This is a genomic window from Streptomyces sp. LUP30 (assembly GCF_001746365.1).
In the GTDB taxonomy this organism is placed as follows: domain Bacteria; phylum Actinomycetota; class Actinomycetes; order Streptomycetales; family Streptomycetaceae; genus Streptomyces.
Window position 1 is genome coordinate 1 of the sequence record NZ_MJAJ01000040.1, and the last position, 15,246, is coordinate 15,246.

17 protein-coding genes and 6 tRNA genes are annotated in these 15,246 nt (G+C 71.2%); 14 read left to right on the forward strand and 9 right to left on the reverse strand.

Annotated elements, in window-relative coordinates:
• Window positions 1–1,064: serine/threonine-protein kinase (locus tag BG482_RS27510; RefSeq protein WP_069771854.1), on the reverse strand; the 1,064-nt coding region annotated here is incomplete at its 3' end.
• Between the two features lie 197 nt (window positions 1,065–1,261).
• On the opposite strand from BG482_RS27510, the gene BG482_RS27515 reads away from it, so the two are divergent.
• From BG482_RS27515 to BG482_RS27530, 4 genes are all read left to right on the forward strand, one after another.
• Window positions 1,262–1,537: a hypothetical protein gene (locus BG482_RS27515; protein WP_069771855.1), complete on the forward strand. Its 276-nt coding sequence runs from the start codon at window positions 1,262–1,264 to the stop codon at window positions 1,535–1,537.
• 197 nt (window positions 1,538–1,734) lie between these two features.
• The gene (locus BG482_RS27520; protein WP_069771856.1) at window positions 1,735–1,929 is read left to right on the forward strand and encodes a hypothetical protein; all 195 of its coding nucleotides are present in this window, start codon (window positions 1,735–1,737) and stop codon (window positions 1,927–1,929) included.
• A 205-nt stretch (window positions 1,930–2,134) separates the two neighbouring features.
• Complete coding sequence (locus tag BG482_RS27525) at window positions 2,135–3,070, forward strand: aminoglycoside phosphotransferase family protein (RefSeq protein ID WP_069771857.1); 936 nt, start codon at window positions 2,135–2,137, stop codon at window positions 3,068–3,070.
• 81 nt (window positions 3,071–3,151) lie between these two features.
• A complete protein-coding gene (locus BG482_RS27530; protein WP_079142217.1) occupies window positions 3,152–3,457 on the forward strand; it encodes a zf-TFIIB domain-containing protein in 306 nt (101 codons plus the stop codon).
• 56 nt (window positions 3,458–3,513) lie between these two features.
• On the opposite strand, the gene BG482_RS27535 is transcribed toward BG482_RS27530, so the two are convergent.
• The 5 genes from BG482_RS27535 to BG482_RS27555 all read right to left on the reverse strand — a co-directional run bounded on the left by BG482_RS27535 (window position 3,514) and on the right by BG482_RS27555 (window position 3,975).
• Window positions 3,514–3,585: transfer RNA gene (locus BG482_RS27535), tRNA-Val, on the reverse strand.
• A 34-nt stretch (window positions 3,586–3,619) separates the two neighbouring features.
• Window positions 3,620–3,691 (reverse strand) — tRNA-Val (locus BG482_RS27540).
• Between the two features lie 26 nt (window positions 3,692–3,717).
• Window positions 3,718–3,789, reverse strand: a tRNA-Val gene (locus BG482_RS27545).
• A gap of 1 nt (window position 3,790) precedes the next feature.
• A tRNA-Cys gene (locus BG482_RS27550) sits at window positions 3,791–3,864 on the reverse strand.
• A gap of 38 nt (window positions 3,865–3,902) precedes the next feature.
• A tRNA-Gly gene (locus BG482_RS27555) sits at window positions 3,903–3,975 on the reverse strand.
• A gap of 188 nt (window positions 3,976–4,163) precedes the next feature.
• Between BG482_RS27555 and BG482_RS27560 the strand changes: the two genes are divergently transcribed.
• The 3 genes from BG482_RS27560 (at window position 4,164) to BG482_RS27570 (ending at window position 6,934) form a co-directional block, all read left to right on the forward strand.
• Window positions 4,164–5,216: a chorismate-binding protein gene (locus BG482_RS27560; protein ID WP_069771859.1), complete on the forward strand. Its 1,053-nt coding sequence runs from the start codon at window positions 4,164–4,166 to the stop codon at window positions 5,214–5,216.
• Window positions 5,213–6,034: an aminotransferase class IV gene (locus tag BG482_RS27565; protein WP_069771860.1), complete on the forward strand. Its 822-nt coding sequence runs from the start codon at window positions 5,213–5,215 to the stop codon at window positions 6,032–6,034. The genes BG482_RS27560 and BG482_RS27565 overlap by 4 nt, the downstream gene beginning before the upstream one ends.
• Window positions 6,035–6,109: 75 nt before the next feature.
• Window positions 6,110–6,934: a GNAT family N-acetyltransferase gene (locus tag BG482_RS27570; protein ID WP_176741475.1), complete on the forward strand. Its 825-nt coding sequence runs from the start codon at window positions 6,110–6,112 to the stop codon at window positions 6,932–6,934.
• A gap of 138 nt (window positions 6,935–7,072) precedes the next feature.
• Here BG482_RS27570 and BG482_RS27575 read toward each other — a convergent pair whose 3' ends face one another.
• The gene (locus tag BG482_RS27575) at window positions 7,073–7,675 is read right to left on the reverse strand and encodes a DsbA family protein (RefSeq protein WP_256096488.1); all 603 of its coding nucleotides are present in this window, start codon (window positions 7,673–7,675) and stop codon (window positions 7,073–7,075) included.
• Between the two features lie 293 nt (window positions 7,676–7,968).
• Here BG482_RS27575 and BG482_RS27580 point away from each other — a divergent pair, with 293 nt between their 5' ends.
• Window positions 7,969–8,415 carry a hypothetical protein gene (locus BG482_RS27580; protein ID WP_069771861.1) on the forward strand — a complete coding sequence of 149 codons (447 nt, stop codon included), beginning with the start codon at window positions 7,969–7,971 and terminating at the stop codon, window positions 8,413–8,415.
• Between the two features lie 202 nt (window positions 8,416–8,617).
• The gene (locus BG482_RS44145) at window positions 8,618–8,770 is read left to right on the forward strand and encodes a hypothetical protein (protein WP_020128804.1); all 153 of its coding nucleotides are present in this window, start codon (window positions 8,618–8,620) and stop codon (window positions 8,768–8,770) included.
• 133 nt (window positions 8,771–8,903) lie between these two features.
• Here the strand turns inward: BG482_RS44145 and BG482_RS27590 are convergent, their stop codons facing one another.
• Complete coding sequence (locus tag BG482_RS27590) at window positions 8,904–9,464, reverse strand: CGNR zinc finger domain-containing protein (protein ID WP_069771863.1); 561 nt, start codon at window positions 9,462–9,464, stop codon at window positions 8,904–8,906.
• 275 nt (window positions 9,465–9,739) lie between these two features.
• The gene (locus tag BG482_RS27595; protein ID WP_004002642.1) at window positions 9,740–10,153 is read right to left on the reverse strand and encodes an SsgA family sporulation/cell division regulator; all 414 of its coding nucleotides are present in this window, start codon (window positions 10,151–10,153) and stop codon (window positions 9,740–9,742) included.
• A gap of 191 nt (window positions 10,154–10,344) precedes the next feature.
• Here BG482_RS27595 and BG482_RS27600 point away from each other — a divergent pair, with 191 nt between their 5' ends.
• The 5 genes from BG482_RS27600 to BG482_RS27620 all read left to right on the forward strand — a co-directional run bounded on the left by BG482_RS27600 (window position 10,345) and on the right by BG482_RS27620 (window position 15,238).
• Window positions 10,345–10,806, forward strand: a complete 462-nt coding sequence (locus BG482_RS27600) for a TIGR02611 family protein (RefSeq protein ID WP_069771864.1) — start codon at window positions 10,345–10,347, stop codon at window positions 10,804–10,806.
• A gap of 90 nt (window positions 10,807–10,896) precedes the next feature.
• Window positions 10,897–10,968: transfer RNA gene (locus tag BG482_RS27605), tRNA-Val, on the forward strand.
• Window positions 10,969–12,105: 1,137 nt separating this feature from the next.
• Window positions 12,106–13,395, forward strand: a complete 1,290-nt coding sequence (locus BG482_RS27610) for an ABC transporter substrate-binding protein (RefSeq protein WP_069771865.1) — start codon at window positions 12,106–12,108, stop codon at window positions 13,393–13,395.
• A gap of 14 nt (window positions 13,396–13,409) precedes the next feature.
• Window positions 13,410–14,366 (forward strand): carbohydrate ABC transporter permease, encoded by a 957-nt coding sequence (locus BG482_RS27615; RefSeq protein ID WP_069771866.1) that lies wholly within the window; start codon window positions 13,410–13,412, stop codon window positions 14,364–14,366.
• Window positions 14,363–15,238 (forward strand): carbohydrate ABC transporter permease, encoded by an 876-nt coding sequence (locus BG482_RS27620; RefSeq protein ID WP_069771867.1) that lies wholly within the window; start codon window positions 14,363–14,365, stop codon window positions 15,236–15,238. The genes BG482_RS27615 and BG482_RS27620 overlap by 4 nt, the downstream gene beginning before the upstream one ends.
• Window positions 15,239–15,246: the final 8 nt, after the last annotated feature.

Sequence of the window (15,246 nt, forward strand, 5' to 3'; positions counted from 1 at the left end):
CCGAAACGCGCCCCCGGGGCGCCACCGCCCCGGGAGGGGGTCCCGCCGCGAGACGGCGCCCCGCCGCGTGAGGGGACCGGGCCGCGCGAGGACGACGTCCCGCCCCGCGGCGGCGGAGTGCCGGGCCCGCTCTGGTGGCGGAGCGTGCGCTCGGAGTGGCCGGTGTCCGAGAGCCGCCCGGTGGGACGGTCCGCCTCGGCGGCCCGCGGCGCCGGAGGCCGCGCGTCCGCGAGCCCCTGCGCCTCACGGGTGGCGATCTCCTTCAGACGCAGGGAGAGATCGAGGGTGCTGGGCCGCTCCTCGGGGTCCTTCGCCAGACAGGCCCGCACCAGCGGCGCCAGCGCGTCCGGCACCCCGTGCAGCTGTGGTTCCTCGTGCACCACGCGGTACAGCATGACCTCGGAACTGCCGTGCCCGAAGGGGGAGTCGGCCGTCGAGGCGTACGCGAGCGTGGCGCCGAGCGAGAACACGTCGGTGGCCGGGGTGACCAGCGCCCCCCGCACCTGCTCCGGCGCCAGGAACCCGGGCGAGCCGACCGCCGTGCCGACATGCGTCAGGGTCGAGGCCCCCGTCGCCCAGGCGATGCCGAAGTCGATGATCCGAGGACCCTTGGGGGAGAGCAGGATGTTGGACGGCTTCAGGTCCCGGTGCACGACCCCGGCCTCGTGGACGGCGACGAGCCCCTCCGACAGCGCGGCCCCGATGGAGGCGAGCTCGGCGGCGCCGAGCGGCCCCTCGTCGTTGACCTTGTCGTGCAGCGAGGGCCCGGGCACGTACTGGGTGGCGAACCACGGCCGGTCCGCGTCCAGATCCGCCGCGACCAGCCGGGCCGTGCACCCGCCCCGGATCCGCCGCGCGGCCGAGACCTCGCGTGCGAACCGCGAACGGAACTCCTGGTCCTCGGCCAGATCAGGCCTGATCACCTTCAGCGCGACCCGCTGGCCCTTCTTGTCGGACCCCAGGTAGACGACGCCCATGCCGCCCGCGCCGAGCCGTCGGTGAAGCCTGAACGAGCCGACGACACGCGGGTCCTCGCGCCTCAGGCGCATCATCGCCATGTTCATCCCCGCTGCCCGGTCCGTTTGACGTGGCACAGCTTACGTTTCCACGGCCGTTCGCGCGCAGAGGCCGCGCCCTCCGGTCCCGATCGATTGTCAGTGCCCGGTGGGAGAATTGAAGGGTGGTCAGGGGGCCTGGGAAAAGCCGCGCATTGGCGGCACCGTGATCTCAACCCACCTGCCGCAGAAGGGGGATTGAACCCGTGAAGGGTGACCGTGTGGAGATAGTCGTCGACGCCGGCGACACGACCCGGACCTACGAGGTGACGGCGAGCAGGGCGGGCCGCCGTGTGGAGACGGCGGTACGCCGAGGGGTGGTGGAAGTGAGCGAAGTCACGCGAAACGGCACCTCGGTGCGGACGGCCCGATTCATGGCGAACAGGGTGCTCGCCCTGGTCGAGCACCCGATCCCGCGAGAGGAGAGCTCGGACATACCGGCCCGCAGCGGGCGCCCCTTCCGGGAAGACCCCGAGACCTAGGTCCCCGTCTCCACCCAGGGGAGTACTCCGCAGGTCACGGCTCATCCTCCGGGAGGCCCGGCAATCGGTACGAGGGCATGACGTGCGGCGAACGCCGTCCGCCTAGATTTGAGGTCAAGCGGCGGGTGCAGCACTCGTCCCCCGAGGTCAGACACCCGCCGCTGCAAACGACAACTGATCAGGTCAGGAGAGGGACCATGGCCCTTACGGCACCGCGGACGATGCTCCGCACACCGGGACGCACCACGCGTCCTCGTCGCACGGGCCGCCGCCACCCCCTGGTGGCGACGCTGATGGCCCTTCCCCTGGCGGTCCTGCTCCTCGTCGTCTTCGACGGCTGGGAGACAGTGGCCACACAGGCGTCGTCCGTGGGAGTGATGCTGGGGCGCTGAGCGGCGACCCCAGGCCCGGAAGAGCGGTCCGGGCGGGGACATCCACCCATGAAACCCCGTGGGGACGGGGGTGCGGCGGACGGCAAAAGATGCAGGCGCAGCTGGGGAGCTGCGCCTGCATTGTTTTCCCCCCACGGACCCACCGGGCGTCGTCGCGTCTGCGTACCCTCACCGGAAGACCCGTACGCCGCAGTTCTGGAGCCCCGTGACCGCCCATCCCCTGCTCGCCGAGCTGGCCCTGCGGGCCGGAGCCCGCGCTCACCGTACGGTCACGGCCTGCTCCTGCGGCGCGGACACCCTCGCCGACCGCGCGGACGCCACCGTCGTCCGGCACGCCGACACCGTGGCGAAGGCGCACGCCCCCGGCACCGACCCGGCCGCCCTCGCCCCGCGTCTCGCCCTCGCCGCCGAGTTCCCCGACGTCCTCCTCCCGCCTCTCGCGGCGACCCCGGCCGAGCTGCACGGCCGGCTGGTGACCTTCTGGCCGTACGGCGCCCCGGTGGACCCGGCCGACCCGGACGCCGCTCCCTGGGAGGCCGCCGGCGCCCTGCTCGGCCGTCTGCACCGAGTCCCGGCCCCGGCCGCCCTGCCGCCGATGCGCGGCCCCGCCAAGGCCGCGCACGCCGTGGCCCGCCTGGCCGCCGTGGGACGGCATCCCGCGGTCGCGGCCGTCCTGAGCGCCTGGCGCGCGCTGCCCGCCTGGGCCCGCGCCGAGGCGCCGATGCCCGGGCCGGGCGTCGTCTGCCACGGCGACCTCCACCTCGGCCAGCTCGTCCGTCATCCCGTTCCGGACGGCCCCTGGCGGCTGATCGACGTCGACGATCTCGGCGTCGGCGTCCCGGCCTGGGACCTCGCCCGCCCGGCCGCCTGGTACGCGTGCGGTCTGCTCCCGCCGGAGGAGTGGACCCGTTTTCTCGACGCGTACCGTTCCGGAGGCGGACCCGCCGTCCCCGCCTCGGGCGACCCCTGGCCCGCCCTCGACGTCCCGGCGCGCGCACTCACCGTGCAGACGGCGGCACGCGCGGTCACCAAGTCGGCGGCGCGGGGCAGGCCGTTGGACGAGGTCGAGCAGTGCCTGGTCGACGCGTGCGCCCGAATGGGAAACGTCCCGCCGCAGTTGGCGGCGGACTCGGCGAAGTAGGGTGCAACCGACCGCAGCCGGACAGTGTCTGTCCTGGCGGCAGGCGAAACAGCACCGACCGGCGAGGAGTTGAGCCGAACCATGCAGTGCCCGAAGTGTCACGCTCAGATGCACACGTACAACCGCAACGGCGTCCAGATCGAACAGTGCAGCAACTGCCGGGGGATCTTCCTCGACTACGGCGAACTGGAGGCGCTCACCCGCGTCGAGTCCCAGTGGTCCCAGCCCGCGCCGCCGCCCCCTGCCGCTCCGCAGGCGTACCCGTCGGCCCCGGTGGCGCCCGCCTGGGGCGCGCCGGCCCCGCACGGCGGCGGTCACCACGGTGGTGGTCACTACGGCGGTCACCACCGTCACAAGAGCTTCGGGCACATGCTGTTCTCCAGCTGAACCGGAACCGACGAGAAGCCCCCGGCCGCTGAGGCGGCCGGGGGCTTCTCGGGGTGTGGACGATACTGGGATTGAACCAGTGACCTCTTCCGTGTCAGGGAAGCGCTCTCCCGCTGAGCTAATCGTCCTCGGGAACACGATCCGGAGATCATGTGCCGTGCGTGCGCGATACTGGGATTGAACCAGTGACCTCTTCCGTGTCAGGGAAGCGCTCTCCCGCTGAGCTAATCGCGCGGGTTCGGATCTTCGAGCAGATCCAGTGGACGATACTGGGATTGAACCAGTGACCTCTTCCGTGTCAGGGAAGCGCTCTCCCGCTGAGCTAATCGTCCTTGGAGGTGGAGACGGGATTTGAACCCGTGTAGACGGCTTTGCAGGCCGTTGCCTCGCCTCTCGGCCACTCCACCAGGAGTGTAGGGGACCGGGAAGACCCCTTGTTCCTTCGAGCGGACGACGAGGCTCGAACTCGCGACCTCAACCTTGGCAAGGTTGCGCTCTACCAACTGAGCTACGTCCGCTTGTCGTTTCGTTCCGCTCTCACGGCCCGGCGACGAGTTGAACTCTAGCGGATTCCCGGGCCAGTACAAAAACGCGTTTGTGCAGCGTGCTGCGCTGTGCCCGCATGCCGACCTGGTCAGGGGCCCCTGCCGGGACATCCGGGACGTGCGCGGGTCGTCCCCGGACGGCCCGTCCTAGACTCGACAGCGTGCTCGACCTCCCTCCTCTCGCCCGTTTCGGCGGCCGCGTCGCCACCGGCCTCCTCGACGTGACCAGCGATCCCGCGGCCCTCGACTCCGAGGGATTCTGGGCCGTGTGCGCCGACTTCGAGGGCCGTCGGCTCTGCGCGCGCTTCGCCGACGTGCGCGAGGAGCCCGTGCCCGCCCCGGTGCCGAGGGCCTGGCAGGGGCCCGCCGCCGGTGACTGGACGTCGTCCCTCGACCGCGCCGCGTACACGGCGGGCGTGCGGCGCATCCGCGAGCACATCGCGGCCGGCGAGGTCTACCAGGCCAACCTGTGCCGCGTCCTGACCGCGCCGGTGGCCCCCGACGCCAATGTCGACGCGCTGACCGCGCTGCTCGCCCGGGGCAACCCGGCACCGTATGCAGGAACGATTCGCCTGCCTGCGCACGGCGTGGAGACGGCCACCGCGTCCCCCGAGCTGTTCCTGCGCCGCGACGGCAGGGTCGTCGAGTCCGGGCCCATCAAGGGGACCGGGCGCACCGAGGCGGACCTCCTCGCCAAGGACTACGCCGAGAACGTGATGATCGTGGACCTCGTCCGCAACGACGTCGGCCGGGTCTGCGCCACCGGCAGCGTGACCGTCCCCGACCTGTGCGCCGTCGAGAAGCATCCGGGCCTGGTCCACCTCGTCTCCACGGTCCGCGGCGAACTGGACGAGGACGCCGGCTGGCCCGAGCTGTTCGACGCCGCCTTCCCGCCCGGCTCGGTCACCGGCGCCCCCAAGTCCAGCGCCCTGCGCATCATCGACGCGCTGGAGACGGCGCCCCGCGGCCCGTACTGCGGCGGCATCGGCTGGGTCGACGCCGACCGGGGCACGGGCGAGCTGGCCGTCGGGATCCGCACCTTCTGGATCGAGCGGTCCCCCGGGGGCGGGGCCGTGCTGCGGTTCGGCACCGGCGCGGGCATCACCTGGGGTTCGGACCCCGAGGCCGAGTGGGACGAGACCGAGCTCAAGGCTTCCCGACTGCTCGCGGTAGCGTCGGGTGCGTACGAAGTGAGTGAAGGGACGCTTACGTGAAGATCTGGCTCGACGGCGGGCTGCAGGACAGCGGTTCCGCCCGCGTCTCCGTCTTCGACCACGGGCTCACCGTGGGCGACGGCGTCTTCGAGACGCTGAAGGCGGTGGACGGGACGACCTTCGCGCTCACCCGCCACCTCGACCGGCTGACCCGCTCCGCCCGCGGCCTCGGCCTGCCCGACCCCGACCACGACGAGGTCCGCCGCGCCTGCGCCGCCGTCCTCGAAGCGAACCCGATGCCGCTCGGCCGGTTGCGCATCACCTACACCGGCGGCCCGGCCCCCCTCGGCTCGGAGCGGGGCGAACACGGCCCCACCCTCGCCGTCGCCCTCGGCGCGACCACCCGGCGCGCGGACTCCACGGCCGTCGTCACGGTCCCCTGGACCCGCAACGAACGCGGTGCGCTCACCGGGCTCAAGACCACCTCGTACGGCGAGAACGTCGTCGCCCTGGCCCGCGCCCACCGACAGGGCGCCACCGAGGCGCTGTTCGGCAACACCGTCGGGCGGCTCTGCGAGGGCACCGGATCCAACGTCTTCGTCGTCCTGGACGGCGAGATCCACACCCCGCCGCTCGCCTCGGGCTGCCTCGCCGGCATCACGCGCGAGCTGACCGTCGAGTGGACCGGCGCCCACGAGAGCGACCTGCCGCTGGACGTGCTGGAGCGGGCCGACGAGGTCTTCCTCACCTCCACCCTGCGCGACGTCCAGGCCGTCCACCGCGTCGACGACCGCGAACTGCCGGGCGCTCCCGGGCCGGTGACCGCCAAGGCGATGCGGATCTTCGCCGAGCGCAGTGGACACGACCTCGACCCGTGAGGGGCGCCGGCCCACTCGGTGAGCACCGGGAAAACGGGCTGCCGTTCTGCTCCGCAGAGGGGTAGAACACCCCTGATGACCACGACCCTGCGGCCGACCGAGCCGCTGCAACGCTCCGCCGACGGGGCGCTCTCACGCCATTACCAGGTGTGCGTCAGCAGCCGTCCCGTCGGCGAGGTCCGCCTCTCCACGTCCCCGGTCTTCGGCCCCGGCGTCGCCCTGATCGCCGACCTGCACATCGACGAGCGGGACCGCGGGCGGGGCCGGGGAACGGTGGCGGCGCTTGCGGCCGAGGAGGTGGCCCGCGGCTGGGGCTGCACACGGATCGAGCTCAGGGTGCCGGCCGACGCGGGCACCGCGCTGCGCCTGGCGACCGCGCTCGGCTACGTCCACCGCAACCGCGGCATGGAGAAGATCCTCGCGGCCGCCGCGCCCGCCCTGCCCGACGGCAGCCTGGGCAGGTCCATGACCGAAGCGGAGTTCGGGCCCTGGCTGGAGCGCGCGCTCGCCGTCTACGCCCAGGACTGGTGCGACCGCGGGGTGCCCGAGCAGGAGGCGTGGGCCAGGTCGCGGCGGGACCACGAGCGGCTGCTTCCCCAGGGGTTGGCCACGCCGGACACGCTGATCAGCGTCCTGGAACACGAAGGCCGGCCGGTCGGCTCGCTCTGGGTGTCGTTCACCGACGACAAGGCGTTCGTGTTCGACGTCGAGGCCGACGAGGCCCACCGGGGCCGCGGCCACGGCCGTTCCCTGATGCTGTTGGCCGAGGCGCAGGCGATCGGGAACGGCAAGCGGGTCCTCGGCCTCAACGTCTTCGCCGGCAACACTCCGGCCGAGCGGCTGTACGAGTCGCTCGGATACGTGCCGGTGGGCTACTCGATGTACAAGAACCTGGTCTGAGACCCCGCCGGCCGGGCGATCGGCACGCCGGCCGGGCGGCGGGTCCGTCGACCCGGACCGGGGCGGGGCGGGTCGAGTGGGCGGGCCGGGCCGACCGGCGGCCCGGCCGGCCTCTTCCCGTCGGGTTGCCGTCCCGGTTCAGGCCTGCTCGGCCAGGAGCCGGTCGGCGATCTCCTCGATCCGTGCGCGCAGCCCGTCCTGGCTCTTGCCGCCGTCCAGCCGCTCGCCGCCGATGACGTACGTCGGGGTCCCGCTCACGCCGATCGCCTTGCCCTCGGCCTGGTCGGCGTCCACGATCAGCATGTGCCGGCCGTCGATCAGGGCGGTGTCGAACTCCTCGGCGTCCAGCCCCAGTTCGCCGGCGACCTCGACCAGGAAGGGTTCCCCCCTACGGTCCAGCTCCTCGACCCGGCCCAGCACGGCCTCGACGTAGGTCCACCCCTGCCCCTGCTCCCACGCCTCCTCGGCCGCCTGCGCGGCGGCGAAGGCGTGCTTGTGCTTCTCCAGCGGGAAGTGCCGAAGCCGCAGCTCCAGCCGGTCGCCGTAGCGCTCGCGCAGGAGGCGCAGATCGTCGAGCGCGCCACGGCAGTCGGGGCACTGCAGCTCGCACCAGACATCGAGGACGACGGCACGGCCGTGCCCCGAGACGGCCGCGGCCGGCGTGGGCGCGGCGGGGGAGGGGGCGCCGGGGGAGGCCGGGGAGGGTGAGGAGGCGGAGGAGGCCGGGGACGAGTCGCTCATGGGGACAGTCTCCCAGCCACCGCCCGACCGCCCCAATCCGGACCTACGGTGCCGCGCGCACCGGAATCGCACGCGAACCGGCGGGCCGGCATCGCGGGCGGGTCAGGGACGAGCGGGTGCGGCACCTGCGGAGGAGCCGACCCGGAGATGTCCCTGATGTCCGGCCGGAGCGTGGCCCGCGGGGCCCGCGCAGGTGCAGGATGGAAGGGACGACGAAGCGGCGCCCCGGCCCGCGGACCGTGCTGCCGAGTCGGTCTGATCCCGCCCTAGTGAGCCAACGCCTGGAGGACCGGATGATTGCCGAGACCGTCTGTTCCGCCGTCGCCGTGGCCGGCCTGGGCATCGCGGCGGTCACGGCCTACCGCAAACGCTTCCTGGCCGCGGCCCGTATCGCGGCCTACGCCCTCGTACCGCTCGGGCTGGTGATGACCGGGGCCGTGGGATGGGTCGTCGACACCGCCTTCAGTCCCACCGCCTGGGCCGGCTTCCTCGTGCTCGGCGGGGCCTGGGCCCTCTTCGCCACCACCCGGACGGTGGAGCGTCGCCGCGGCGGCACCCGCAAGGAGCGCAGAGCCGCGGCCCGCGCCGCACGGACGGACGCGGTGGCCCCCGCCGCCTCGGCGCCCTCACTGGGGCAGGCCTCCTCTCCGGCGTCCCGACCCGCGGCCGCCCCGAGGGCCACCGGCGGCGCCGACGACTTCAGCGACATCGAGGCCATCCTCAAGAAGCACGGCATATGAAGCGGCCGCGGAGGCGGAGAACGGGAGCGTCGCGGCCTGAACCGCGGCAGGCGGGGCGGACCGCCGAAACGACACAGTCGGCCCGTGCGCGCGCGGAAATGATCACGGCCTGAAACCGACGTCACGGATTACGGCGAACTCCCGCTCAATCGTGCGTCTTGATCGCGCCGAGGATGCAACCTGCGTCATCATCGCCCGCGAGATGCTGGACACGACACAGAGCGACGCCGCGCCCCCTCAGGACGAGCCGCGCGGGTGCCTCTTCGCCCTTTCCCAGCCACCGCTGATGATCTTCCTGGCGGTGATCGGGTGTCTGCTGCTCATGGCCTCGCTGCATGATCTGCTGCTGCTGTGAGCCGTACCCGCGGTCCCCGGCGTCACCCGCCGGGGACCGTCGGCATCGAGTGACTTTCCGGCGCTCCCCCGTGGGGAGAGCGACCTTCCGGTCCCCTCCCGCACGCGCACGAGGACCTCGGTCCGCGGGCTGCTCAGCCCGCGGCCTCCTTGCGGCGCGCCCGGTAGGCGGCCACATGGAGCCGGTTGCCGCAGGTGCGGCTGTCGCAGTACCTGCGGGACCGGTTGCGCGAGAGGTCGACGAAGGCCCGCCGGCAGTCCGGGGCCTCACAACGCCGCAGCCGCTCCTGCTCCCCGGCGACCACGAAGAAGGCCAGCGCCATCCCGCAGTCGGCCGCGAGGTGGTCGGCGACGGACGCGCCGGGCGCGAAGTAGTGCACATGCCAGTCGTAGCCGTCGTGGTCGGTGAGACGGGGTGTGGTGCCCGCGGCGGCCACCAGATCATTGATCAGTCCGGCCGCGACCCGGGGGTCCGTCGCGGCGAAGATCCCGGCGAACCGCCCGCGGATCTTGCGCACCGCGGACAGGTCGAACTCGGAGAGCACGCCGACGTCGCTTATGTCGTGGTTTCGCACGAAATCCTCGAGGGCGGCGACATCCGGCAGCGCGTCCGGGGTCGTGCCGTCCTCCGGGGCGGTGTTCACCAGATCCACCACGGCGTCGAGCGCGCACCGGGTGTCGTGGGTGATCAGCACGTTTCGCTCCCTGGCCTGGAGGTCGGGCGAATGCCCGCCGATGCTGGCCGATGGTAGCCGCACCGGGCCGCCGAACCACGGCCGAACGGGGACCCGGATTCGGTCGGCCCGGAACGACGGACCGCCGGGGGAGCGTCGCCGGGGCGGCCGCAGACACGCCGACGCCGCCCCACGGCAGCCCGTGGCGCGGCGTCGGCGCATGCCCTATGCGGTTGTATCAGCCCGAACCGTCTCCCCGAGTGGACGGCGCCGGGCGGCTCGGTGTGAGCCTCGCCCTAGCTCTCCGCCAGGATGTGCGAGAGCTCTTGGTCGAGATCGAAGTGCCGGTGTTCCGTGCCCGGAGGCACGGCCGCGTCCGTCCGCTTCAGGAAGGACTCCAGGGCCCGCGCCGGGGCCTCGAGCAGGGCTTCGCCCTCAGGGGAGCTCAGGGCGATGCAGACGACGCCCTGACCATGACTGCGCGACGGCCAGACGCGGACGTCGCCGGTGCCGGTGGGCCGGTGCAGCCCTTCGGCGAGGAGGTCGCGGGCGAACACCCACTCGACGGTCTCTTCGGCTCCGGTGTGGAAGGTGGCGTGCACGGCGTAGGGGTCGGCCGTGTCGTACCGCAGGCCTGCGGGGACAGGCAGGGAGGACTCGCTCGACACAACGAGGCGCAGGTGCAGCTCGCAGCTGACCGTGGTGTTCATAAGCGCCAGGGCCTTTCGCTCAGTGTGCGCTCGGGGATTCGCACGTCGGCGAAATCGACATGCCACCTACGGTGCCGTTGTAAACCCCTCTGCGTGTTTTGCGTGCCTTTACGTAACTCTTCCGGCCGACACCTCGATCGCCGAGTGCCACCATTCCGGTGACCGGAATCTCTCGGGTAGGGTCTGGCGGTATGAATACGGGGAGTGACGAGTCCGGCGACGCTGCCGCGACGGCGAACGGGGCGGAACCGGACGGAGCGGCGCAGGAGCAGCACGGACAGGGGCTGGGCTCCAGGGCCCCCGAATTCGTCAAGGCGCGCCGCGCGCTGCACCTCAGCTGGCAGGTCGGCGTCTTCGTGCTCGGCCTCGCCGTGGTGGGCGCCGGCATCGTCATGCTCCCGCTCCCCGGCCCCGGCTGGGTCGTGATCTTCGGAGGCATGGCGATCTGGGCGACCGAGTTCGTCTGGGCCCAGCTGGTGCTCCGCTGGACCAAGCGCAAGGTCACCGAGGCGGCCCAGCGCGCCCTGGACCCGAAGGTCCGGCGCCGCAACATCGTCCTGACCTCGATCGGCCTGGTGGTCATCGGGGCGGTGCTGGGGGTCTACGTGTGGAAGTTCGGGCTGGAGATGCCCTGGAACATCAAGGACCAATAGCCCGCGGCCGTCGGCGGACGGAGGCCTCCGTCCGCCCTCGTACATGGTCACCCTCACCCCCTGACATGGGGTAATGTTCTTCCTGCGTCCGGGCGATTAGCTCAGTGGGAGAGCGCTTCGTTCACACCGAAGAGGTCACTGGTTCGAACCCAGTATCGCCCACCCGGACCGTCGGCCCGTCTGTGAAACCGCAGACGGGCCGACGCCGTCTTGCCACCCGTCCAGGCCCCTTCCGGCCGTCTTGGCCGCCACGGCCGGACATGGCCTCGCCGGCCCTCGCCGACCCTCGCCGGCCCTCGGCACCTGCGGCTCTCCGTGGCCCGTGCGGCTCGGCGCGGCGGCCCGTGTGTTCGTACTGCCCATTGCGTCCGCTGCGGCGGCGCTGCCCCTGCGGCCCGAGTGGCACGGGATCCGGCGACCGGCCTCCACCGGCCCCGCCGGTGCCGAGGGGCCGGCCCTCCCCGGCGTCCCCGTCGGCTTCAGCCGCTGCCGCTGCCGGCCTGCCGTCTGCCCGGGCGGTGGGTTCTCGCCACGCCTCCCGTGGGACCGAGAGGGCCGCTCCGCCCGGTGTCGCCGATGGCCCGGGTAGCCGGTGCCCTGACCTCCCCGACCTCCCCGACCTCCCTGACGAGCCCAGGGGCCGACCTCTCGCGGCGCTCCCTTCGGCTCCGACGCTCTGTGCTGGTCGGGCTTCCCGTCGGGTCAAGTGGGTGGCCGTTCCGGGTGGCCGGTCGAACTCGGTGGAGGGGTGCCGTCGGCGCACCGCCGACCCGCAGGGCCGTCCGTTCCGGCGTCCCCGCCGTCCCCGGGGCCGATGCCCGCCCCATCTCGGGCCCTGCCCCAGCCTCTGCCCCCGAAGCCCACCCCCGGTCACACCCCGTCACCTACCGCCCCCGCCTCCGCCCTTGTCGCCGTCCCGCCCTCATCCCCGTCCCACAGGCAAGCCCCCCACACGCCCCCCGGGCCCCTTCATGCCCCATCAGTTCGTCTGATGTCCCGGGGCACCCCATCCCGCTCAGCATCAACTCGCCCTCCCGAGGCGGGTTTCAGCCGTTCGCCCCTCAGGTGCGAAACCTGATCCTCAGTTCGGTGTGCCGAACGGAAGCTCCTCACCAGGGGTTTCGCGCTCGGGTGAGTGTCGGGCCGTCCGGGAACGGCCGCCTCGCCGTGGAGCCGCCGCACAAGAAATTCCTGTCCGAATCATTGACGCTCCCTCAACCCCCTCGTACCTTGTGCCAGCAAGCGCTTTCTTGAAACGATTCATGCAAGTGGCAATGACGCTGCGGGGAGGGCCCGACTGTGGGAACCAGCAGGAATGTTGAGAGGCGAACGATCCTCAAGGCCGCGGGGGCGACGGCGGCCACGCTGGGCCTGGCCGCGACCACCGGGTGCGGGGGAGACAGCGGGACCTCCGCCGATGGGACGGTGACGATCCGTTACGCGTGGTGGGGTGGCGAGCCGCGCACCATCGCCATCAAGAAGACGATCGCGCTCTTCGAGAAGAAGTACCCGAAGATCAAGATCAAGCCCGAATTCACCGACTACGAGGCGTTCTGGGAGAAGTTCCAGACCCAGGCCTCCGGTGGGAATCCGCCGGACGTTTTCCAGAATGCGGTCGGCTTTCTGCGCAAGTACGACAAGCGCGGTGTTCTGATGGATCTCAAGGCGCAGGCGGACGCGGGGAACCTGAAGCTGGATAACTTCCGCAACGGCGTTCTGGCGAACGGTCAGGTCGACGGCAAGCAGATCGGCGTACCGGTCGGCGCGAACACCATGGCGCTCGTCATCGACCTGAAGGCCTTCAAGAAGGCCGGCGTGGCGGCGAAGTTCGGCTGGACCTGGGACGAGTACTTCGCCGCGCTGCAGACGGTCCAGGACAAACTGAAGATCGCCGGCGACACCGGCTACTTCGCCATCATGTACCTCTACGACCTGTACCTGCGTCAGAACGGCAAGGCCTTCTTCACGGAGACCGGTCTCGGCTTCACCGAGGACGACGTGACGCAGTGGTGGGAGGACGGCTACAAGCGCGTGAAGGCCGGGCTCGTCGCCGACCCGAAGAAGATCGAGCAGGTCAAGCCGAAGTCGGGGCTCTCGGCGGGCCTGGCCGCGTCCGAGTTCACCTGGGACAACTTCTCCATCCGCTACGAGGGCGAGGGCGAGTCGGACTACGGGCTCGCGCCGATCCCCACCACGAACGGCAAGGACACCGGCCAGTACCTCGGCTCGCTGATGCTGAGCGCCTTCTCCGGGACCGAGCACCCGAAGGAGGCGGCCCAGTTCATCGACTTCATGGTCCACGACCCCGAGGTCGGCAAGATCATGGGTTACGACCGCGGCATCCTCGCCACCACCGAGCAGTACGACGCCTTCAAGCCGGCCGACGCCCAGAACAAGGGTGTGGCGGCCTACGAGGACGAGGTCGCCAAGGCGGGAGTGCTCGGGAAGATCACCCCGCACCCGTCCGGCGCGGATGTCGTCGAGGCGGCCTTCCTGCGCATCGGCGGTGAGGTCGCCCAGGGCAAGACCAAGCCGGCCGACGCCGCGAAGGCGCTGTTCAGCGAGGCCAAGGCCGCGTTCGCGGGCTGAGGGGACGTACCACCATGACGCTCGTCAAGGAAGCACCCGCCCGCCCGGCGAAGAAGCGCTCCGCCGCTCCGGTCGCCGGGCGGCGCGGGCGGCGGCGCGAGAATCTCGCCGGCTATCTCTTCATGTCGCCGTGGATCGCGGGGTTCCTGCTGCTCACGGCCGGGCCGATGATCGCCTCGCTGTACTACGCGTTCACCAGCTACAACCTGTTCACGCCGCCCCGGTGGGTGGGTCTCGACAACTTCACCACGATGTTCCAGGATCCGCGCTGGCAGAAGTCGGTGCAGGTCACGCTGAAGTACGTCGTCGTGGCCACACCGCTGAAGCTGCTCCTCGCCCTCGGGGTGGCGCTGCTGCTCGCGCAGAAGCGGCGCGGACAGGCCCTGTACCGGGCCGCGTTCTACATGCCGTCGCTCATCGGGGCCAGCGTCTCCGTGGGCTTCGTGTGGCGGGCGCTGTTCTCCGACGACGCCGTGGTCGACCGGACGCAGAAGCTCTTCGGACTCGACGTCGGCGGCTGGATCGGAGACCCGGACTACGTCCTGTACGCGCTGGTGGCGCTGAGCATCTGGCAGTTCGGCGCGCCGATGGTCATCTTCCTGGCGGGTCTCAAGCAGGTGCCGCGGGAACTGTACGAGGCCGCGGAGATGGACGGGGCCGGCCCCTTCCGGCGGTTCTGGAACATCACGCTGCCGATGATCTCCCCGGTCCTCTTCTTCAACGTGCTGCTGGAGTCGATCCACGCGTTCCAGGTGTTCGGCTCGGCGTACGTCGTCTCCGACACCCGGTGCGGACCGGCCGACGCCACACTGGTCTATACCTGCTACCTCTACCAGAAGGGCTTCAAGGAGGCCCAGATGGGCTTCGCCTCGGCGATGGCCTGGACGCTGGTGGTTGCGGTGGCGCTGGTCACGGCGGTGCTGTTCTGGTCGCAGAAGAAGTGGGTGCACTACGAGGAGGCCGCCAAGTGACCACTGCCACCACTGCCGTCGCGCGGGCCGCGAACGAGCGGCGGCGTATCGGGTCCCTCGTCTGGCACGTGGGCGCGCTGCTCGTGCTCGCGGTCGTCCTCTACCCGGTGATCTGGGTGCTCGGCGCGTCGTTCAAGCCCAGCAAGGACATCATCGCCAGCCTCGACCTGCTGCCCGCAAAACCGGTCTGGGCGAACTTCTCCGGGCTCGCCGACGGCATCTCCGGGATCTCCATCGGCAGCTTCTTCACCAACTCGCTGATGTACGCCGTCCTGGCCGTGGCCGGCGTGGTGCTCTCCAGCTCGCTGACGGCGTACGCCTTCGCCAAGATCCGGTTCGCCGGGCGGAACCTGCTGTTCACCCTGATGATCGGCACGCTGCTGCTGCCGTACCACGTGCTGCTCATCCCGCAGTACGTACTGTTCCGCAAGCTCGGCTACATCGACACGCTCGTCCCGCTCGTGGCGGGCAAGTTCCTGGCCACGGAGGCGTTCTTCGTCTTCCTGATGGTCCAGTTCATGCGCGGACTGCCGCGCGAGCTGGACGAGGCCGCCAAGCTCGACGGCTGCGGGCACCTGAGGACCTACTGGTCCATCGTGCTGCCGCTGAGCCGCCCCGCGATCATCACCAGCGCCATCTTCGCCTTCATCAACGCGTGGAACGACTTCATGGGCCCGTTGATCTACCTCAACACCCCCTCCAAGTACACGGTCTCGCTCGGTCTGATGATGTTCCGCGACCAAGAGGGCATCTCCAACTACGGCAGCATGATCGCGATGTCCCTGGTGGCGCTCGTCCCGGTCGTCGCCTTCTTCATGGCCTTCCAGCGCCATCTCATCGACGGCATGGCGACCTCCGGACTGAAGGGCTGAGGCGGTCA